At 50.1% G+C, this 20,493-nt stretch carries 16 protein-coding genes; 1 reads left to right on the top strand and 15 read right to left on the bottom strand.

Going from position 1 to position 20,493, the window contains the following annotated elements:
- Positions 1-22: 22 nt before the first annotated feature.
- Positions 23-2,746, top strand: coding sequence for a S8 family serine peptidase (locus HUU59_03025; protein ID NUO18401.1), 2,724 nt, complete (start codon positions 23-25; stop codon positions 2,744-2,746).
- A gap of 68 nt (positions 2,747-2,814) precedes the next feature.
- On the opposite strand, the gene HUU59_03020 is transcribed toward HUU59_03025, so the two are convergent.
- From HUU59_03020 to rsmH, 15 genes are all read right to left on the bottom strand, one after another.
- Positions 2,815-3,864: a M42 family metallopeptidase gene (locus tag HUU59_03020; GenBank protein NUO18400.1), complete on the bottom strand. Its 1,050-nt coding sequence runs from the start codon at positions 3,862-3,864 to the stop codon at positions 2,815-2,817.
- A 118-nt stretch (positions 3,865-3,982) separates the two neighbouring features.
- Positions 3,983-5,197, bottom strand: coding sequence for a cell division protein FtsZ (gene ftsZ / locus HUU59_03015; protein ID NUO18399.1), 1,215 nt, complete (start codon positions 5,195-5,197; stop codon positions 3,983-3,985).
- Between the two features lie 39 nt (positions 5,198-5,236).
- Positions 5,237-6,496, bottom strand: coding sequence for a cell division protein FtsA (gene ftsA, locus HUU59_03010; protein NUO18398.1), 1,260 nt, complete (start codon positions 6,494-6,496; stop codon positions 5,237-5,239).
- Positions 6,493-7,299 carry an FtsQ-type POTRA domain-containing protein gene (locus HUU59_03005; protein ID NUO18397.1) on the bottom strand — a complete coding sequence of 269 codons (807 nt, stop codon included), beginning with the start codon at positions 7,297-7,299 and terminating at the stop codon, positions 6,493-6,495. Before HUU59_03005 ends, ftsA begins: the two co-directional genes overlap by 4 nt.
- Entirely contained in the window at positions 7,292-8,230 is a 939-nt protein-coding gene (gene murB / locus HUU59_03000) for a UDP-N-acetylmuramate dehydrogenase (protein NUO18396.1), read from the bottom strand. The genes HUU59_03005 and murB overlap by 8 nt, the downstream gene beginning before the upstream one ends.
- Positions 8,214-9,599, bottom strand: coding sequence for a UDP-N-acetylmuramate--L-alanine ligase (locus tag HUU59_02995; protein NUO18395.1), 1,386 nt, complete (start codon positions 9,597-9,599; stop codon positions 8,214-8,216). Before HUU59_02995 ends, murB begins: the two co-directional genes overlap by 17 nt.
- 7 nt (positions 9,600-9,606) lie before the next feature.
- Positions 9,607-10,683 carry an undecaprenyldiphospho-muramoylpentapeptide beta-N-acetylglucosaminyltransferase gene (gene murG, locus HUU59_02990; protein ID NUO18394.1) on the bottom strand — a complete coding sequence of 359 codons (1,077 nt, stop codon included), beginning with the start codon at positions 10,681-10,683 and terminating at the stop codon, positions 9,607-9,609.
- Between the two features lie 3 nt (positions 10,684-10,686).
- The gene (locus tag HUU59_02985) at positions 10,687-11,853 is read right to left on the bottom strand and encodes a cell division protein FtsW (protein ID NUO18393.1); all 1,167 of its coding nucleotides are present in this window, start codon (positions 11,851-11,853) and stop codon (positions 10,687-10,689) included.
- Between the two features lie 7 nt (positions 11,854-11,860).
- Positions 11,861-13,204: a UDP-N-acetylmuramoyl-L-alanine--D-glutamate ligase gene (gene murD / locus HUU59_02980; protein NUO18392.1), complete on the bottom strand. Its 1,344-nt coding sequence runs from the start codon at positions 13,202-13,204 to the stop codon at positions 11,861-11,863.
- Positions 13,204-14,322, bottom strand: a complete 1,119-nt coding sequence (locus HUU59_02975) for a phospho-N-acetylmuramoyl-pentapeptide-transferase (protein NUO18391.1) — start codon at positions 14,320-14,322, stop codon at positions 13,204-13,206. The genes murD and HUU59_02975 overlap by 1 nt, the downstream gene beginning before the upstream one ends.
- Positions 14,322-15,692 (bottom strand): UDP-N-acetylmuramoyl-tripeptide--D-alanyl-D-alanine ligase, encoded by a 1,371-nt coding sequence (gene murF / locus HUU59_02970; GenBank protein ID NUO18390.1) that lies wholly within the window; start codon positions 15,690-15,692, stop codon positions 14,322-14,324. The genes HUU59_02975 and murF overlap by 1 nt, the downstream gene beginning before the upstream one ends.
- On the bottom strand, positions 15,689-17,155 hold the full coding sequence (locus HUU59_02965; GenBank protein NUO18389.1) for a UDP-N-acetylmuramoyl-L-alanyl-D-glutamate--2,6-diaminopimelate ligase: 1,467 nt from the start codon (positions 17,153-17,155) through the stop codon (positions 15,689-15,691). The genes murF and HUU59_02965 overlap by 4 nt, the downstream gene beginning before the upstream one ends.
- Complete coding sequence (locus HUU59_02960) at positions 17,139-19,163, bottom strand: hypothetical protein (GenBank protein ID NUO18388.1); 2,025 nt, start codon at positions 19,161-19,163, stop codon at positions 17,139-17,141. The genes HUU59_02965 and HUU59_02960 overlap by 17 nt, the downstream gene beginning before the upstream one ends.
- Entirely contained in the window at positions 19,141-19,515 is a 375-nt protein-coding gene (locus tag HUU59_02955; GenBank protein ID NUO18387.1) for a hypothetical protein, read from the bottom strand. The genes HUU59_02960 and HUU59_02955 overlap by 23 nt, the downstream gene beginning before the upstream one ends.
- A 15-nt stretch (positions 19,516-19,530) precedes the next feature.
- A complete protein-coding gene (gene rsmH / locus HUU59_02950) occupies positions 19,531-20,421 on the bottom strand; it encodes a 16S rRNA (cytosine(1402)-N(4))-methyltransferase RsmH (GenBank protein NUO18386.1) in 891 nt (296 codons plus the stop codon).
- Positions 20,422-20,493: the final 72 nt, after the last annotated feature.

The raw sequence follows: 20,493 nt of genomic DNA, 5'->3' as shown, positions 1-20,493 counted from the left end.
GGATACAGGAAAGGGATCAACCGTGAATCGCAGTTTTCGCTTGTTTCTAAGCGTTGTGCTAATGCCCTTATGGGCACTGGCTTCAAGTAGTCCATACCCGGACGGCACGGAATGGCTGCCGGGCAGATTAATGGTGAACTTCCAAAGCTCCGTTGGCTCCATCCAAACCGTCGAAAAGGGAGTAGGTGCGCTTTCTTTAGGGGTTTCGAATGTAGACATGCTGCTGACGCGATTTCAAGTGAATGGAATCTATCGCATTGTGCCCGACGGCGTGTTATCGCGGTTGCCCGTCGCACCTGATGCGGAGCGACTGGTTGTCCTCCGCTTTCCGGAACACTTTGATGTTCTCGAAGTGCGAGAGGCTTTTCTTTCTTTACCGGAAGTAGTTGATGCGGAGCCGGACTTTTTGCTCCGTTCGATGGAACAAATACCCAATGACATTCAATGGAATCAGCAGTGGGATAAGGTCCTCATGAGCTGTCCGGAAGCATGGGATTTTGGTCAAGGAAGTATGGATCTCCAAGCAGTCGCGGTAGACAACGGATTCTGGTGGCCGCATCCGGATGCCCGAGGGAATCTTTGGGTAAATCCTGGTGAGGATCTTGACAATGACAATGATCCATACTGGGACGGTGATTATCCCGGTGACATAGATGACTTGAACGGAGCCGACGACGACGGAAATGGATATCCCGACGACTTAATCGGCTGGGATTTCATTGACAACATTGGAGGCGGTGCTCCGGGGGAAGATGTTGACACTCCTGACAATGATACAAGGAGCACGGGTAATCATGGCACGCATGTTCTGGGATTGATTGGAGCAGTCGGGAACAATGAAATCGGAGTAGCCGGAGTTTGCTGGAACTTGAAGATCATGGCTAGCCGCGCCGGTTACCAACCTGCAAATGGTGAAGGTTTGATTGTTACGTCGGCTGCCATTTCTACTATGAATTGGGCTGTGGCGCACGGTGTTGACATTATCAATCTGTCCTACGGGGGGCCGGGATTCAGCAATCAAGTGAACAATACGATTCAAGCGGCATGGGCGAGCGGCGCTTTGATCTGTGCGGCATCCGGAAACGACGGTAATAACCAGATGCAGTATCCATGCGGATACCAGAATGTTGTGTGCGTGGGTTCCGTTGACCAGAATGACCTGGTTTCCAGCTTCTCGAATTTTGGATCGCATGTGGATTGCTTTGCACCGGGCGGCGGAGTCCAATCACTCAGCACGAATAACGGATACGCAAATTCTCAAGGCACGTCCATGGCTAGCCCGAATGCTGCGGGCATCTTTGCGCTTGTTTGGTCGATTCTGCCTGACCTGAATAACGGTCAATTGCGGGATGTTGTTCTTCAAAGTGCCGAAGACATACAGGATGAAAACCCGGACTATGACTCGACCGATTTGGGTTGGGGCAGGGTGGATGCTGCAAATGCACTTGCGTCACTCCTGCCGAATCTGAGCGTAGACGCTACGACAATCAGCGGCGATCCTGACGCGGACGGAAGATTAGAGATGAATGAGACGGCGCAGCTGCATTTTGAGGTGAGCAATGCTGAAGGGTGGTTTCCGGCTCTGAACACGGTTGTGAATGTATCAACCGATGATCCTAACTTGACTCTGAATAACGTCAATTACACGATACAGTCACTTGGCAGCGGCGAGTCAACCGTGTTAACAAGCCCCACTGCCACGATTTCCTGTGGTTCGAACGTTCCTTGGGCCTATACAGCATCGTTGAATGTTGAGTTCATTCTTGACGGAAATGTGAGACTGAATAGAACCGCGACACTTCGAATTGGACGGGCACCGACCCTTGTTGTCGATGACGACAACGGAACTTTTTTTTCGGCATTTTACGGCACAGCTTTGGCCGCCGGCGGATTCAATTATGACGATCATTCAACGGTGTTGAATGGTTCTGTGACATCTGCATTGTTGAATCATTATGACAACGTTATCTGGGCCTGCGGCAATGAGCAGAGTAATACATTGACGGCTGGAGACAGGAGTGCGTTGCAATCATTTCTCGATGCCGGAGGCAATCTATTTCTTGCCGGGCAAGGAATTGATGAAGATACAGATGTTCGCAACAGTACTTTCTACAGCGATTACCTTCATAGTCAAAGCGGAGGGGCATCCGGTTCAACTCAGTTGACGGGAGTGAGCGGTGATCCTATTTCAGACGGCGCAAATCTCGTCCTGATTGGCGGTGGTTGCGGCGGAAACGGCAGTGCGAGCCCATCTGTTCTGTCAGCTGCAAACGGCGGAGTGATTTGTTACACATACAACTCAAACGGTCTTGGCGGTGCGATTAGATACGAGAATTCCACGTACAAGACAGTTTATTTCGGTTTCGCGCTTGAGGCAGCATGCGGGGCCGTTGGCACGGCGCATCACAGAGAGGTTATTCGAAGGGTGATGAACTGGTTTGGCGCCGTATCAGACGTTGACGAGAATCCCGGTCAACTTCCGCTTGATTTCAGTGTATCCTCTGCGTACCCCAATCCTTTCAATCCAGAGGCATCGGTTGAGCTTGAACTTGCCAGAAACGCTCGAGTTCGTGTAACTCTTCACGATGTCCTGGGCCGTCAGGTTACCCTAATCGCCGATCGAGATGTCCCCGCAGGTCAGCATAAAGTTCATATTGATGGCAGTAACCTGTCAAGCGGTTCATACTGGCTGAATGTTTCCGTTGACAGACGGAGCCATACGCAACGTGTGATATTGCTCAAGTAGATATAGGTTAGATTGCACGAAAGCCCCGCCAATCGGCGGGGCTTTCGTGTTTTGCCCTACTGCATCGGCTACAGTTTTTCGTCTAAGACATAGCCGTCTCCTGAAGTACCCTCCAAGTAAGCCGCAAGCAGCTTCACACAGGCTTCAAGATCCGACTTGCTAACCATTTCTACTGTAGAATGCACATATCTGAGGGCAACTGAGATTGCAGCCACAGCTGTATTGCCCGAGACCATCCGCATGCCGCCGCCATCGGTTCCACCACGCGGCAGGATCTCATATTGCCAAGGAATTTTCTTTTTTGTTGCGATATCCTTCAGCTCTCTGACAATTTTGGGATTCGAGATCATGGAACCGTCCATGACCTTGATACACGCGCCGCCGCCTATTTTCGTGACATAATCTTGCGGAGCAGAACCGGGAATGTCAGAGGCGATGGTTACGTCCAGCGCAATGCCAACGTCGGGATGCACGTCGCGGGCGGCCGCAATGGCACCGCGTATACCAACTTCTTCCTGTGTTGTTGCAACTGCGTAGATGTTTACGGAGTGCTTCTTGACAAGCTTAAGCGCTTCAATCATAAGCCACACACCGAATCGATTGTCAATTGACTTTCCGGTCAGACACGCGCCGATTTCGTCCAGTTCCCGTGCCATTGTGATTGGATCGCCTAACTCAACCAGTTTCTCGACTTCCTTTGCCGGTAAACCGAGATCCACGTAGTAATCAGTAACATCCAGAATCTTTTTCTTTTCTTCATCCTTCAAGACATGCACCGGGCGCGTTCCCATTACGCCAAGAAGCCTTTTTTTGGAAGTGTGTACATATACTCGTTGGCTCATTAGAGTTCGAGCATCGAAGCCCCCGAGGGGTTGAAATCTCAAGAAGCCATCTTTGTCGATGTGTGAGACTATGAATCCGATTTCATCCATGTGCCCAGCCAGCATCACCTTCTTCTTGCCGGTCCCTTTCTTGAGCGCGGTCATGTTACCCATCGCATCAACAGAAACTGAAAGCCCGAGTCGTTCAAATTCCGATCTGATTAAGGCGCGAATACCTTCTTCGCGTCCGGAAACCGCGTGACTTTCACATAACTTTTTCAGGAGTTTGAAGTCCATTTTCCCTCGATTCATGTTGTTAGAATGCCTTACTGGAAAATAACCAAAATCCTGCTGAATGGCAAGCGAAAAGGCCTCGGAGATCCGAGGCCTTTCTATGTCTAACAAAGCGATACGCTTAGTCCATTTGCCTGCGAAGAAAGGTTGGAACTTCGAAGTCGTCCAAGGTGCCTTCACCTTCATCACCAACGACTACCGGTTCGAGGCGTCCATTGACCTCCCTTGTCAGGGGCTGCACATTTATCGGAAAGCTCTCCAGGACTTTCTCGATTCTCACAGGTTCTCTGCGGATTACCGAAGATCCTTCTGCTTGTATTGCAATCGGACGGTTCAATGAAGCGGTCTTGAATGCACCGTTTGATCTAGACGTTGATGAGGCACGGTTAAATCCCGTGGCAATCACGGTAACACGAACTTCATCGTCAATACTTTTGTCAATAACCGCTCCAAAGATCACTTCTGCTTCCTCGCCTGCGGCTTCAGTAATAACTGTTGTCGCATCGGCGACATCCATTAAGGTCAGGTTGCTCCCGCCGGTTATGTTTACCAAGACCGAACGTGCGCCGTCAATAGATACCTCCTCGAGCAGGGGGGAGGAAATTGCTTGCTGTGCCGCTTCAACTGCTCTGTGCTCTCCGGTTCCAACTCCAACGCCCATAAGCGCATCACCTTTGGCCGCCATCACAGTACGGACATCGGCAAAATCAAGATTCACCATACCGGGCTCGGTGATTAAGTCCGAAATTCCCCGAGTTGCGTGCAATAATACGTTATCGGCCAGCTTGAACGCGTCAACAAGCGACGTATTTCGATCGACAAGTGAGATTAATCTCTGATTTGGAATCACTATCAACGTATCGACCTGGCTTCGGAGCTCTTCAATACCCTCCATGGCATGCGCCATTCGCTTCTTACCTTCGAACGAGAATGGTTTTGTGACAATTCCAACCGTAAGAGCTCCGCACTCCCTTGCAATCTGAGCAACTGTCGGGGCCGCTCCCGTCCCTGTCCCGCCGCCCATTCCCGCCGTCACAAACACCATGTCTGCTCCGGAAAGGAGTTGCTTTATTTCTTCGCGATTCTCTTCGACAGCCTCGCGTCCAACTGCCGGGTTGGCGCCTGCCCCTAGACCACGCGTTGATGCTGTGCCAATTTGAATTTTGCGCGGTGCGGAATTGGTGTCCAGAGCCTGGGCGTCGGTATTGACCGCGATGAAGTCCACGTTTTTAAGGCCTGCCTCTATCATCCAATTCAGCGCATTTCCGCCGGCACCACCGACTCCGACCACTTTCATTTTTGCGCCGAGAGAATTGTCTGCGAACATGAATTGCATAGCTGCCATTGATGTTACTCCTTCAAATATGTGAATCTGTTAGAAAATCTCGGAAAAGAACTTTCGGACCCTAAAGGTTGTGCGTGTCGTCCAAGACTCGGATCTGCTGCCGCTTCTGGCTGCTTCCGTCCATTGACGATTGCCATGCTTCACCAGTCCAACGGCGGTAGCGAACTTTGGACCCAACCCGAGGTCATTGGGAATCATGATGTCTTGTGGTGCACCGATCCGAACCGGCAATGCGAAGATCTCTTCGGCAATTTCAGCCATGCCGGACATAGAAGCACCTCCACCAGTCAATACTATACCTGCACCAATGTGCTCCAGAACTCGTGTCTTTTTCAGCTCATCGCGTGCAATTCCGAATATCTCTTCAACGCGCGGACCAATAATTGATACCAGCATTGATCGGCTTAGCTCGCGCGGCTCACGACCGCCTATGCCAGGTATCTCGAGAAAGTCATTCTGACTAATCGCTCTGTGGTGGGCTGCGCCGTGCTCGATTTTAATCTGTTCAGCGGAATCCATCGGAGTTCTCAATCCCATCGCAATGTCACGCGTGATGTAATCGCCGCCGTATCCGATTACCGCAGTATGGCGAATTGAACCTCCTTGGAATGCAGCGACGTCAGTTGTGCCACCGCCAAAGTCGAGGAGAATCACCCCGAGCTCCTTCTCGTCTTCGGTCAGCACACTTTCGGCCGACGCAAGAGGCTCCAGTATCAAGTCAATCACCGAAACACCGGCGCGTTTGCAGCAGGCGACAATATTCTGAGCGGAGGATACCGCACAGTGGACTATGTGGACATCCGCCTCCAGCCGAACACCGGCCATTCCAATAGGCATTCTAATGCCGCCTTCAGCGTCAACCATGTATTCTTGAGGAAGTACATGAAGGACTCTTCGGTCTGGAGGAAGGAGTATTGTTCGCGCCGCTTCAACGACCTTGTCGACGTCACCGGTCGTTACTTCGCCAGTCTGTTCGCCTCGCCACCTCGTAATCGGAATGACACCTCTGGAATTCAAGCTTTTCACATGTTCACCTGCTATTCCCACCCAGACAGACTCGACTTCCGTGCCCGCCTTTTCCTGCGCCAAACCAATTGCTTCGGTGATATCATGTGCGGTTTGCTCAAGATTCACAACGACACCGCGGCGCAACCCTCTCGATGGGACGCATCCCATTCCGAGCAATTGCGGACTGCCATCAATACTTGGAGCAGCGATAATAGCCGCAATCTTTGTCGTCCCGATGTCCAATCCGCAAATTATGTCTAGATTTGAATGAGGATGTTTCATAGCCGTGTATCTCTCTCCTCCCGAATATCTGGCAGTTGAAGTGTTACAAAACCGGGCTGTGTCAGGTCAATAATTGCATTTGAGTCCAGTTTGCTCTGGAATGATTGGCTGCTAAGAAGTCTGTCAAGAGCCATCCAGCTTTCGATTTGAGTGTCGGGTGTTAGCTCAATTGTCAAGACAGGATTCATAGTCACTGCTCCAAGAGTACCATCAACGCGATATAGCTCTGCAATGTTCCCTGAGAGTTCCGGAACGGAATTACTCAATTCGGCAAACTTCTGAGCGATATGAAAGAGCGGGTCCTTTTCTGACATTGGACCGGCAACTCGATTGAATGGTACGTCTGAGGAGATCCACGGCAAACGATTTTTCCACGATTTCAGCGCTGCAGGAACGAAAACCAGATCCTCACTAACTGCAAGTTCTGATCCGTCTCGAACGACTGCTATGCCTCTTCGTTCGACTATTTGAATGATTAAGGAATTCGGAGGCTGCCGCTCGACGTGCACACTCTTTATCCAAGGGTTTGTCAGCAATTTCCGCTTGATCGACTCAGTTGAATATGAGGTTAAGGGGTGATTCAGTTTACAGCCGGCAATAGCCAAAACTGAATCCCGGGTTAACTCCGGACCACATACTACATCAATATTTTCGCACGTCCATTCTGTCATACTTGCCGCCAAATGCTCGGCACTATTGCGCATGAGTCGATCTGCGAACAACGTTACAATGACAAGGCTAGCAATCAGCATCAAAATAGCCGCTACCTTGAAACGTGCCTTCCCTTTACCTTTCTTAGACATGGATCTGGAATGGATCGACATCAAATCCGACGGGTATTATCTCATTCTCCAACATGACAGCAAACTTCCTGTAGACGTCACTGCGAACTTTTCGAATGAGTTCCGCAATCTCCGATGCCTGAGCGCCTCTATCATTGATAAAAATCCCCGCATGTGCTGTAGGAACAACTGCGCCACCAACTCTATGACCTTTCAGTCCGGCTTCTTCGATGAGTCTGCCAGCATAATCGCCAGGCGGTCTCTTGAAAATTGATCCTGCGCTCGGGAAAGCTATAGGTTGCTTCTCCCGCCTGAGTTGCCAGACTCGACGCATCTCCTTGTAGATCGCACTTCTGTCGCCTGGAATCAGTTCATATCTACTCGATAACACAATGACATCACGCAGTTCAGGTGCCGACCGGTACCCAAACGCAATATCTGACTTCTTCATTACCTGAATACTTAAGTCGCGTGACACAATTCGTACATCAACGAGATGATCGGAAATCTCGCCGCCATAAGCACCCGCATTCATGAACAAAGCGCCAGCCACTGTTCCAGGTATTCCCGACAATTGTTCAAGTCCGGTTAAGGAATGCCGGGCGGCACATGTTGTTAACATCAGAAGTCGTGCTGCAGGGCCGGCCTTTATAATGCTTCCGCTTACCTCTATGCGACCAAGTTCGCCGCGAGATCGTATCACTACTCCCTTGAAACCGTGATCAGAGACAAGAATGTTCGATCCCAAGCCCAGATAAAAGTACGGCAATTCAAGATCGCGTAATACGACAAGTAAATTTACTAACTCAGATTCCGTTGATGGCTCAGCGAGCACTCTTGCCATTCCGCCGACGCGAAACGTCGTCAGCGGTGCTATCTGTACCGCTGTTGTAAGCTTGCAAGGGCATCTTGCAATCAGCTCGTCTACTCTAGTATCAAGGAGTTGCTTCATCCACTAATTGCTGAATTATGTCAGAAATCGATCCGGCGCCCATTGCCATAACGATATCGCCGTTTCGAATCGTCGATCTTATTTGGTTCACAAGAGGCATAGACGAACTGACGAGCGAAGTTTCGATACCAAGCAGTCCAAGCTGATCTGCTATAAGACCGGATGTGATGCCCTCTATAGGTCGTTCGCGCGAAGGGTAAATGTCAAGAATTAAGACTTTGTCGGCAAGACTCAAGGAACTCGCAAATTCCTTCGCGAAATCCCTTGTCCTTGAATAGAGGTGCGGCTGAAAAACTGCTACTATTCTGCGTTCCGGCCAACATTGCCGCGCGGCTTCCAGCGTCACTCTGACCTCAGTAGGATGATGTGCATAATCGTCAAAGACAAGAGCACCATCAATTGTACCTTTGCACTCAAACCGCCGGTGGACGCCATTGAAGCGTCCAAGCCCTTCCTTTATTGTAACCGGGGGAATGCCGGTTTCCAGGGCGATAGTCGCAGCCGCAGTTGCGTTCAATACATTGTGCCTGCCTGGAACCTTAATCTCGATTTCAATTAGCTCGTTTTCCGGCGTTTGAATCTGAAATTGAGAACTCAAGCCTGAAAAACTCTCATTCTTGACGCGAAACATCGCGTTCTCGTTTCTTCCATAAGTGACGACCTGCCGCTTTATTCGGGGCAGGATGTCGCGCGTATGAGTGTCATCGCTGCATGCAACAACTAGTCCATAGAATGGAACTTTGTTCGCGAACTCAACGAATGCGTCCTTGATACCAACGAGGTCAAGGTAAGTGTCCAAGTGCTCTGCTTCAATAGTAGTTATTACAGCAAGTGTTGGTGACAACCGAAGGAAAGAGCGATCGAACTCATCAGCTTCTGCAACAAGAAACTCGCCAGCTCCGACAGATGCCCCCGTTCCAAGATCTCGCACTTTACCACCAACGATGATCGTTGGAGCAAGTCCGGCAAAGGAAAAAAGTGAGCCAATCATCGATGTCGTGGTGGTTTTTCCATGAGTGCCTGAAACCGCAATTCCACGTTTCAACCGCATTAGCTCCCCAAGCATTTCGCTTCTCGGTATCGTTGGAATCCGATTCTCCCTCGCAAATCGCACTTCTTCGTTTTCAGGCCGAACTGCAGAAGAAAACACAACTACATCGGCACCTGCGGCAAGCTCAGCTCTGTGCTCATAATAGACTTGAATTCCAAGCGATTCTAATCGCATGGTTACCTCGCTTTTCACTAGATCGGAGCCTGTCACATCGAATCCCATTGTGGACAACACTTCAGCGATGCCACACATTCCTGCGCCGCCAATCCCTACCATATGTATTTTTCGTACGTGCCGAAACGTTGAAGGCGATCGCATGGATAAGTTATCGACTTAACACAGTCGTAGCGATTAGTTTTGCTGCATCGGGCTTCGAGAGCAGTCTCATCGATGAAGACATCTTCTCGTACAATACTCGATCCGCAAGTATCTTGGTGACCGCAGATGAAAGTGAATCAGCGTCAAGTTTATCGTCACGAATTACCAGTGCAGCTTCATGATCCACAAAGTACTGTGCGTTCAGGGACTGGTGGTCATTGGCTGAATGTGGAAAGGGAATCAGCACGGCCGGAACGCCAAACGTTGAGATTTCGGAGAGCGTCATTGCACCTGATCTGCAAACCACAATTCTTGCCGCTTTCAACTTGTCCGGCATGTCTGCGAAAAATGGTGCCGCAATGAGTTTCCCTGATTGGGTGAGTTCTTCAGAATCGGAATTGACAGTTTTGGGCAAGCCGGTCTTTCCGTATTGCCAGGCCACAAGCCCAAGCTGACAAAGGGATCTAAGCGCTGCGGCGACCGCGTCGTTTATTGACTTCGCGCCAAGTGATCCGCCGGTAATTAGTATCATGTTCTTGTCGACTTGAGTTGTATTGCCACTCGATTTCTGCGCTGAAAGCATCTGAGAACGAATAGGATTGCCAGTTACCAAAAGGTTTCCTTGGCTGAGATGGCGTTCTGCGGCAGGAAATCCAACAAATACTTTTGCAGCGCCAGACGCAAACTTTCTTGTTGTGTATCCAGGAAAAGAATTCTGTTCCTGTAGATAGTATGGAATCCTCAGAAGTCGCGCAGCGACTAAGACCGGCGCCATTACGTAGCCACCCGTTCCCACCACCGCATCAGGTCCAATTCGGGAGAGAATTCGCAATGATTGCACTATGCCGAAGCTTACTTGAGCCAAACTAACGAGTTGCGCAACTTTGGATCTTCCAATAACTCCCGAAGATCGAATGTCGTGAAAGTCAATCCCTGATTGCGGAACAGCTTGTGCCTCAAAACCGGTTGCGGTACCAATGTAGTGCAATTTCACCGTTGAGTCACACTCCCGCAATGCTTCAGCAATAGCAAGTGCGGGGAACACGTGACCGCCAGTACCTCCGCCTGTCAGAACTACCTTCATCGCTCAGTTAAGAAACGGCCGCGGTGAGCCCTGCCATCTGACTCTTGAACTCTGTTGCTTGGAAACGTTCAACAATATTCCAATTGCCGCCAGCGACATAACAATTGATGTTCCACCGTAACTTATGAATGGAAGCGGTTGTCCTGTCGCTGGCAGCAACGCAAGATTGACTCCGATGTTTGTAACCATCGAAAGTGCGAGAGACACGGTAATTCCGGCAGAGAGGTAGTAAGAGAATCGATCCTGCGCACTTAACGCGATTTTCCAGCCTCGTAGAATCAGCACAGAGAATGCGGCCAGAATCATTAGAGCTCCAACAAGACCGATTTCTTCCGCGATAATGCTGAAAATCGAATCGTTGTAAGGTTCAGGCAAATAGTAATGCTTCTGTGTAGATTGTCCCAAGCCAAGTCCACTAATCCCCCCTTGACCGATCGCAATCAGCGACTGTCGGATATGGTAACTGGCATTAAGAGGATTTGAGATTCCGTCGATAAATGCTGTGATACGTTGTAGCATGTACGGCTTCAGCAGAACCACCATTCCCAAACCTATTACGGCTACGGGTATGAGCAACGCAATTCTCTTCCAAGCAATTCCATGCAAGAACAACATGACTGAGCAGATTCCACTTATCAGTATCACCGTTGACAAATTTGGTTCTGCAACAATCAAAATGAGCGAAACGGATATTACAATTAGAAGGGCGTTCAGCTTCCTCTGTCTCTCGGCAGGAAAGGAAGACTCATCAATTTCAGAGAGTCTCTTGGAGCAGTAAATTATAAGTGCGTACTTTGCGAATTCTGCCGGTTGAAAGCTAACTCCAAACAGTGAGATCCATCTCTTTGCAGTCGTTCCTGGAAGTTGTGGCAGCAGTAATACAATGGCGAGAGCAACAAGGGCGATAATTAATGCTGGTCTGGCAAGCCTTTCCAGAAACTGATAACGCACATGATAGAAGAAAACGAGCGCTACAATTCCCGCCATCAGACGCTGTACATGGTTCAACAAGAATTGTATCGAGTCTCCGCTGGCCGACTGCCAAGAATGGGCGGCAGATGATGTAAAGACAAAGATGACGCCGGCAATACATAGTACAGCGACTGATGCCAAGACTGGAAAATCAATGAGAGATTTTTCGATCCTTAGTGGTGTGTAAGCACTTCCCATTACGCGTTTACTTCAAGTTCCTTACCAAAGTCTTAAAATGGATGCCACGCTGTTCAAAATTCTGATACTGGTCGTACGACGCACAGCCAGGTGACAGCAGAATACTGTCTCCCTCAGATGCCAAGCGTCGTCCAGCATGCAGCGCTTCTTCCAGATTGCTGCAATACTCGATAGAAAGTGCGTCGGGCAGTTCGTTCTTGACCTTTTCCGTTGCCTCTCCAAAAACGATCAGCCCCTTCAAATCCTTACCCAACAGGTCTCCTAATGATGAGAAGTTTTCTTGCTTTGGTCGTCCGCCAAACAGGAGAATTATGCTTCCCTTCACTGCGCTTATAGCAGTAACTGTTGCGGCAAGATTTGTGCTCTTTGAATCATTAATGTACGAGACTCCGTCTATCATACCTAGAAACTCGATTCTATGTTCAACTGGAGTAGCGGCGCGCAACGATCGTTGCGCAATCGAATCATTAATTCCAAAGCACTGTGACACCGCCAGCGCTGCAGAAGCGTTAAGTAAATTATGGTCGCCAATCAACTTCCATTCGGAACCGCTAAACACCTTCTCCGCTGATTGAGAATGCTGGCGATATATGACACCATTATGTACAACGAAGTCCGCGCAAGTTCGCCCAAATGTGACTTTCGTAGCTTTGAGTGACCGACAGTGTTCGCTAAGAAATGTGTCGTCCGCATTGTATACGATCACGTCTTCCGGTCCACAGTTCGCAGCGAGCTTTAGTTTCAAGAGTCCGTATGTAATCAGATCTCCATGTCTTTCCAAATGATTCTCCAGGACGTTAAGGAAGACCGCGACAGACGGACGAGCCGTATGCGTATGCTCCATTTGAAAGCTTGAGACCTCAATGACGAATACTGAATTACCGTCTTGCGGCAAAAAGTCACTCCAAGCTTTCCCAATGTTTCCTGCTGATTGAACTTGGATGCCTGCGCTTCGCAAAATATCCGTTATCAGAGTAACCGTGGTTGTTTTGCCATTGCTGCCGGTAACCGCAATCCATTTTCCATTGTAGCATAGCGAAGCTAGTTCGAGTTCAGATATTACAGGGATTCCCCGCGAGCTCCACGTATCAATCCAATCGCGATCAAGTGTAATGCCCGGCGACACGACGACAAAGTCGAATTTCTCGGTCAACACTCTTCTGTGACCGCCCAACTCAAGGGTGAACCCATCAAGCGTGAGTTGTTCCACAACCGGGCCAATCTGCTCCGATGACTTCACATCTGAGAGAAGCGCAATTCCACCGAGCCTTTGTATTAGTCGTGCAGCTGCAATACCGCTTTTTCCGATACCAAGAATTCCAAATCGTTTGCCACTATAATCGGGCGGCATCAACGGACCTTGAACATTGTCAGGCTTATCAGGACGAGCAGGACCTGGACAATCCAGAATCTAACGACGACCTTTGTCTCGTGCAAACCCTGTTGCTCAAAGTGGTGATGCAATGGAGCCATTCGAAAGATTCTCTTCCCAAGCCCGAATTTGCGTTTCGTGTACTTGAAGTAACCTCGCTGCAGAATAACACTCAGTGCTTCCGCCACAAAAATGCCGCCGATTACGATGAGAAAGAACTCCTTCTTGAGCAGAACCGACATCGTTCCAAGTGCTGAGCCGAGTGCCAGTGCTCCGGTGTCACCCATAAAGACCTGAGCAGGATAGCTGTTATACCACAAGAAGCCAAGTCCGGCACCAAGTAGCGCAGAACAGAAGATCGTTAATTCACCAGCGCCATCAAGGTATATTATGTTCAAGTAATTGGAGAAGTTAACGTTTCCTGTGACATAACTCATTACTGCGAATGCGGCCGCCGCGATAGATGTTACACCGATCGCGAGTCCATCCAGTCCGTCGGTCAAGTTCGTGCCATTTGACGAGCCGGTGATCACGATCATTACGACAATCGGGAAAAACCATCCGAAGTCGAACATAACGTGCTTTACGAATGGAACAGTTGTTTGGGTCACATTTTGATGAAAGTTCTGTCCGAAAAGATGAGAGTAGTTCAGAATAAAGAATCCAATGATTAATCCTAATCCAACTTGTGCAACGAGCTTTTGCCGCGCCACAAGTCCGGCTTTTTTCTTCTTTACTGTCTTCAGATAATCATCCCAGAAACCGATTGCTCCCATCCACAGAAAAGCAAGCAATGTTAACAAAACATAGAAATTCGTGAGGTTTGCGAGTAGCAATGTCGGAATCGCGACGGCAGCCAGAATCATAAGTCCGCCCATCGTGGGCGTGCCAGATTTGCTGAGATGCGTTTGCGGGCCATCCTGGCGGATTTCTTCGCCTATTTGATGCGACTTCAGTTTGCGGATAAGCCATGGCCCGACGAGAAAGGAGATCAAAAGTCCCAGAACCGCAGCGAGAGCCGATCGAAACGTCAGGTAACGAAACAGATTCGCCCCAATTATCTCATCTCGAAGTGGAACGAGAAGATGATATAGCATTACTGATATACCTCTTCGAGTCGCCGTACAACTTGCTCAAGGGCAATTCCGCGGGATCCTTTCACCAATACTGTGTCACCCGGCTTGACGATTTCGAGAATTGACTGAGCTGCAGACTGAGAATCGGGATACAGGTGCAGTTTGAAACTCAGTGTGCCCTTTGGAGCAACAGCAGCGAAATTCTCTCCCACAAGAGAAACGTCGGAAATACCGGATCTCGTTAATAAATCGAACATATCCTTGTGCGAACGTTCCGTTGCTTCCCCAAGTTCAAGCATGTCACCGAGAATAGCGACTTTTCTGCCCGTTCGAAACTTGCTCAATGTCTCAATCGCGGACTTCATACTCGACGGGTTGGCATTGTAGCTGTCATCAATGATCACAAGCGAAGACGTGCGCTTTAGAATGGCACGTCCCGGTGACGGAACGGCAGTGGAAAGTGCCCTTGCAGCGTCTTTCGCATGAACACCAAACGACAAGGAGATTGCTGCAGCCGCCAGCGCTGCCTGTGCCGCTGCTTGGCCGGGAATTGCCAGACTTACATTCTCACCACGAATCTCGAAACTTGGGCGTACAAACTCGTCAAAACGGAGATTCACACCCTGCAAAAACTCACCTTTCCAGCCAACAGGAGCAGACTCGAAACCGTAGCCGAACTTGGAACGACAGTGCATACTTGCCGCGACACAATTTGCGTCGCTTGTCGGGACAAAAGCCCTCCCAGTTTCGGCCACATAATCGTATAGCTCCTTCTTTGTTACTCTTACCATCTCAATTGATCCGAAAGATTCGAGATGAGCTTCTCCGATGGCGGTTACAAGTCCGCAATCCGGTTTGGCGATTTCACATAAGTGTTTTATGTCGCCTCGCTTTGCTGCGCCCATTTCACAAACCAGATGCAGCGATTCAAGCGGTGTCTCGAGGACCGTCAGTGGTACCCCAATCTCATTGTTAAAATTCGCGTTCGTGGCACTCGCCCTGAACTTTGAACTTAGAGCAGCAATTACGAAGTCCTTCGTTGTCGTCTTTCCAACGGAGCCTGTGAGTCCAACAACGTTACAGGAGAGTTTTTCACGCCAACTTCTTGCCGCTTCGCCTAACGCCCTTGAGGTATTCTCAACATGAATGAGCTTTGTAGACAGTTCGGGATTCTTGAGATGAAATCCTGCTCTTACTACGGCGGCTGCCGCACCCTGCTGCAACGCCGTCTCCACGAAACTGTGCCCGTCACGCCTTCCCTCAATTGCCCAGAAAACTTCTCCAGCGTTAAGTTTTCGGCTGTCAAAACATATTCTGAGTGCAGAATCAGGGGTGACTATAGCGCGGGACCGGAATATTTCAACCAGCCAGCCAAGGGTCGGCAAAGTCATTGGCCAAGTCCATTCTCATTCAACCATTCAAGCACGACTTCGCGGTCGTCAAACGGATGCTTGACACCGCGAATCTCCTGATAAGTTTCGTGCCCTTTGCCGGCAATTACAACGACGTCGTGGTTGCTTGCACTACGCAACGCCCCTCTTATTGCTTCTTTGCGGTTTTCTATCACTCTTGCCTTCGAAGCACTTCGAATTCCTGACATCAAATCGCGGAGTATTGATTCCGGGTCTTCAGTTCGCGGATTGTCAGAAGTAAGATAGATGAGGTCGGCATAGGATTCCGCTACTTGTGCCATGAATGGACGTTTCCCCCGATCACGGTCACCGCCCGCGCCAATTACACAGATTAACCTGTTCTTTGTCAACTCTCTAATTGTTGAGAGTATCTTTTCCAAGGCATCCGGTGTATGAGCATAGTCAACTATCACATCAAAACCGGCGGTTGAGGGAACGATTTCGGCCCGGCCTCTGACCGGTCGGATCTGCGGAAGTTTCGAAACGATTTCACCAAGAGGAATGCCAAGGGCTGAAGCACCTGCAATTACGGCAAGCACATTGTAAACATTAAATTTTCCGATAAGGGAGGTCTGTACCTGAAAAACAACTTCTCGTGCATGCAACCGGAACTTGGATCCGCTTGTGCTCAAATCGATTTCGCTGGCAAGAAAGTCCGCGACAGTCTGTATTCCATATGTTATGCATCTGCCCCGGGCAAGAGAGAGGAAATACTCCGCTTCCGGGTCATCCACGTTGACAATGCCAGTACCTGCCAGCTTCTCTGGACTAAACAACAGTCCTTTTGCTTGTCGGTAGTTTTCCCATGTTTCGTGAAAGTCCAGGTGGTCTCGAGTCAGATTCGAGAAGACGCCTACTTCAAACGTCAGGCAATCCAGACGGTGGAGGTGAAGGCCAATTGAAGTCGCTTCCATCGCGACATGCGTCGCACCACTCTGGACCATTGAGGAAAACACTCGTGCCAAGTCCGGTGCCTCTGCGGTCGTGCGATCACTATCGAACTTGTGATCGTCGAAGATCATTCCAAGAGTGCCAGTTACCCCTGTCGGATGACCACAAAGGTTTAGCAGTTGCGCAAGCGCATTTGTAATCGTCGTTTTGCCATTTGTGCCCGTCACGCCGATCAACTTCAACGATTTGTGTGGATTGCCGGCAAGCATCCAAGCAGCCTGTGCCAAAGCGACTCTCGTATTGTCAACGACTATGCGCGGTACTGCTGACTGGAATTCGGCATGGCGATCGCAGAGAATTGCAATGGCGCCTTTGGCAAGCGCCTCTCCGACAAAGCTTGTTCCATTGGTTTTGAACCCGTTTATCGCGGCAAATATCTCCCCCTGAGACACTGAACGCGAGTCGTAACTAACTCCTGTGACATTCTCGGATCCATCAGCGTCAAGCAGCGTGCCCCTGACTTCTCGTACGACTTCAATTAGTCGAGGCATATCGCGTGTTGACAACTGGCCGTGCAATCACACTGCATTCATACCCTTGCGGCACCTGAACACCTGCCGGCGGAAACTGAGTGTCCACAACCCCGAATCCTTCCAACCGAACAGACAATCCAGCATTAGTCGAGCGTTCCACAGCGGCTCTCAACGGTAATCCAAGCAAACTCGGCATCGTTACAGTTGGTACATTTGCATACTTCAGTGAATCGAATACAAACACTGGCTTAGCAGTGGAGTCAGTACTCGAGTCATTTGAAAGGGAGTCCTGCACTTCATTGGCTTTCTCGGGCTTAGGCAGCAATTCAGGATGTCTCGCTTCGAGAATTTCACGCGTGATACTTGCAAAAACGGGTGCTGAAATCTGACCACCGTAGTAGTTACCGCCGCGAGGATCATCGACAACGACTAGTAGCACATACAGCGGATTGTCAGCCGGAAAGAAACCTGCAAAAGAACTTACATACCGATTCTGATAATAACCACCGTCTTTCAAATTCACTTTCTGTGCAGTACCGGTCTTACCTGCAATCTTAACACCGTCAATCTTTGCGGCCTTGCCGGTTCCGTCTTCAACGGCAAGCGTCATCATTCGTGTCAACTCTTTGGCAACGGTTTCGCGGATTACCGGCCTCAAGCCAACCGGATCAAACGTAACCTTCTCGCCTGTGGGAAACTCCAGAGCCTTCACAAGTTTCGGCTGCATGAGCAATCCACCGTTCGCGATTGCCGCGTATGCCGCGGCTACCTGCAGGGCTGTCACTGAGACTCCTTGTCCAATAGCAAGATTTGAACGAGTCGGTCCGCTCCAGTTTGACGGTTTGGGAACGAATCCAGAGGGCTCAAAAAGTAATCCCACTTCGGTTCTTGCACCAAACCCGAATTTGCCAATCCATGAATACACGTCGTCGGCCGTCATCCGTTCCGCGATCTTGGCGCATCCAATGTTAGAAGACTTGGCGAAAACCTCTGCAACACTTAGTGTTCCGTACGCATGCGCATCGTTCAGAACTTTACCCGGCACACGGTACTTACCGCCTTCACAGTCTACCAGGCTGCTGGGAGTCACAACTCCCTCTTCGAGACCGGCTCCGACCGTTACAATTTTGAAAATGGAGCCTGGCTCAAAAAGATCCAGAATTGGCCAACAACGGCGAAAATCCCCGTCTATTTCAGCGGGATTATTCGGATCAAACGTCGGAAGAGTCGATATTCCAAGAATCTCACCCGTGTGAGGATCAAGCAGGATTGCACAAGCTTTTTCGAAAATCCTGTCTGAGAGTCCTTCGATCATGCACCTGTCCAGAATTGTTTGCAGCTGCAGATCGATAGTCAACTGCACATTGGCACCTGAATGCGCAACCGCATCCTCCATTGGACTCATTACCGCCGGTACGATGCGCCGGGCATCATTCCAAACCACTATATCCCGTTTGTCACCACTCAGCAATGAGTCCAGTGCCCGCTCAATTCCGTCCTGGCCAATACCGTCAACATTTGTGAATCCAACCGCCGTCCCTGCGGCCATCGTAGCCGGATAACTCCGTCGTGCTTCGCGCACGAATTCAATTCCCGGTAGATTCAGATTCACAAGCTGTTGCTGTACTTGCCAGTCAACCCGCCGAGCCAAATATGTATATGAAGATGCTCCGATCTTGTGTCGTAATGCGTTTTCCGATATCGGCAGTACGTTCGCCAGGACTTCTGCTATGCTGTCGCGGTTAATGCCTTCCGTGGGTCTGAAACCAATAGCATAAGACATCGGCAACGTAACCGCGAGAGGCATGCCATGTCGGTCACGAATCTCGCCCCGCGGCATCGGTTCACGCACAGTATTATAGACCTGCTTCTCTGCCAGACTTTTCCACCTTTCGTGTTCAATGACCTGCAACTGAACTAGTCGAGCGCAGAAGGCGGTCAACACGAGCAGGAAGGCCGCAGCAACCAGTCTCTCACGCTTTCTATTTCTGTTTGGGGAACCGTCAGCGTAACTCAACGTCGCCATCTTTTGAATTGGATGTTGCCTGTGGAACAAATAGGGTGTCAACGTGCGATGATCGAAGCTTCCAGCCGTGGGTTCGCTCAGCCCAGTCGCTGACTTCGTTGTACGGTGCTGCTGACTCGATCGATCCTGTCAGGTGCCTGATTTCTTGATCCAGATTCAGTAATTGAGATCGCTGTCTTGCGATGTCAATTGTGAGCTGCTGGACAGTGAAATTTCGCCATGCGATTAGCAGTCCAAACCCGGCCGCCAAGGCAAGAAATCCAAGAAGCCGAATAAGAGCAGCTTGCCTTCGGAGAACCTTGGGAACGCGCTTCGGGCGGTAAATGGATGTGGGCACGGAAAGAGTGGACACCGATGGAAAGTTTACTTAGGGAAGTTTTTCAATTACTCGAAGCTTGGCGCTTCGTGACCGCGGGTTATCGGCAATTTCTTGAGGAGTTGGAAGGAGAGGCCCGCGGACCGGGTATTTACCTTTTGGACGGGAAACTTGTGCCTCCGGAAAAGGTATGAGCGAGGATGGTGGATGCACCAGTCCCTGCATGAAGCGTTTTACCGGCCGGTCTTCGAGTGAATGGTAGGTCAATACAACCAGACGTCCACCAGGCTTCAAAAGGGTCCAGCCCGCGTTCAACCCCGAGACAAGTTCTTCAAGTTCGCGATTCACTGCGATCCTCAATGCCTGGAAAACGCGCGGCAGTGACTTATGTGCAGTGGACGGAACGGCGCTTCTTACGACCTCAGCAAGTCGACCCGTTGTTTCGATTGGTTCGTCTCGCTGGGCTCGGGCAACGGCTCGTGCGATTCTGCCTGCTTGGGGATCCTCGCCGAATGACTTAAAAATCCCTTTTAGGTCCGTTTCGGTCATCCGGGCAAGAAGCTGCGCTGCTGTCTCTCCATGGGACTTGGACATTCGAAGATCCAGTGGACCGTCCAGACGGTAGCTGAATCCTCTTTTTACATCGTCGAGTTGATGGGAAGAAACTCCAAGATCCAACAGCACGCCGGAAAAACTCGCGCCAAAACGTGAAAGAAGCTTGCTCTCTGCCTCTGAGAATCGTATATTCCAGAGTTCTTTGACTTCCGGCAGATTCAACCGCACTTCCGCAATCGCATCTGGGTCCCGGTCAAGGCCGCAAATCTTACCCGTCTCGCGGAGAGCTCCGGCAATTAGCTTTGAGTGCCCGCCCCCGCCGATCGTGAAATCGGCATAGAGTCCGTATGGGTCAGTGACTAACCAATTGACCACCTCTTGGCCCATGACAGGAGTATGATAGCCTGACTTCAGCGCCACTCTTTGTCTCCTGCATTAGATGCCCCGAATAAAAGTCCC

This window comes from bacterium (assembly GCA_013360195.1).
GTDB lineage: Bacteria > Electryoneota > RPQS01 > RPQS01 > RPQS01 > JABWCQ01.
This window is presented reverse-complemented; position numbering and strand designations above follow the sequence as displayed.

What these genes read in the sequence shown, in the direction of transcription:
- HUU59_03020 (NUO18400.1), bottom strand. Translation starts at nt 3,864, where the DNA reads ATGGACTTCAAACTCCTGAAAAAGTTATGTGAAAGTCACGCGGTTTCC.
- ftsZ (NUO18399.1), bottom strand. Translation starts at nt 5,197, where the DNA reads ATGCAATTCATGTTCGCAGACAATTCTCTCGGCGCAAAAATGAAAGTG.
- ftsA (NUO18398.1), bottom strand. Translation starts at nt 6,496, where the DNA reads ATGAAACATCCTCATTCAAATCTAGACATAATTTGCGGATTGGACATC.
- HUU59_03005 (NUO18397.1), bottom strand. Translation starts at nt 7,299, where the DNA reads ATGTCTAAGAAAGGTAAAGGGAAGGCACGTTTCAAGGTAGCGGCTATT.
- murB (NUO18396.1), bottom strand. Translation starts at nt 8,230, where the DNA reads ATGAAGCAACTCCTTGATACTAGAGTAGACGAGCTGATTGCAAGATGC.
- HUU59_02995 (NUO18395.1), bottom strand. Translation starts at nt 9,599, where the DNA reads ATGCGATCGCCTTCAACGTTTCGGCACGTACGAAAAATACATATGGTA.
- murG (NUO18394.1), bottom strand. Translation starts at nt 10,683, where the DNA reads ATGAAGGTAGTTCTGACAGGCGGAGGTACTGGCGGTCACGTGTTCCCC.
- HUU59_02985 (NUO18393.1), bottom strand. Translation starts at nt 11,853, where the DNA reads ATGGGAAGTGCTTACACACCACTAAGGATCGAAAAATCTCTCATTGAT.
- murD (NUO18392.1), bottom strand. Translation starts at nt 13,204, where the DNA reads ATGCCGCCCGATTATAGTGGCAAACGATTTGGAATTCTTGGTATCGGA.
- HUU59_02975 (NUO18391.1), bottom strand. Translation starts at nt 14,322, where the DNA reads ATGCTATATCATCTTCTCGTTCCACTTCGAGATGAGATAATTGGGGCG.
- murF (NUO18390.1), bottom strand. Translation starts at nt 15,692, where the DNA reads ATGACTTTGCCGACCCTTGGCTGGCTGGTTGAAATATTCCGGTCCCGC.
- HUU59_02965 (NUO18389.1), bottom strand. Translation starts at nt 17,155, where the DNA reads ATGCCTCGACTAATTGAAGTCGTACGAGAAGTCAGGGGCACGCTGCTT.
- HUU59_02960 (NUO18388.1), bottom strand. Translation starts at nt 19,163, where the DNA reads ATGGCGACGTTGAGTTACGCTGACGGTTCCCCAAACAGAAATAGAAAG.
- rsmH (NUO18386.1), bottom strand. Translation starts at nt 20,421, where the DNA reads ATGGGCCAAGAGGTGGTCAATTGGTTAGTCACTGACCCATACGGACTC.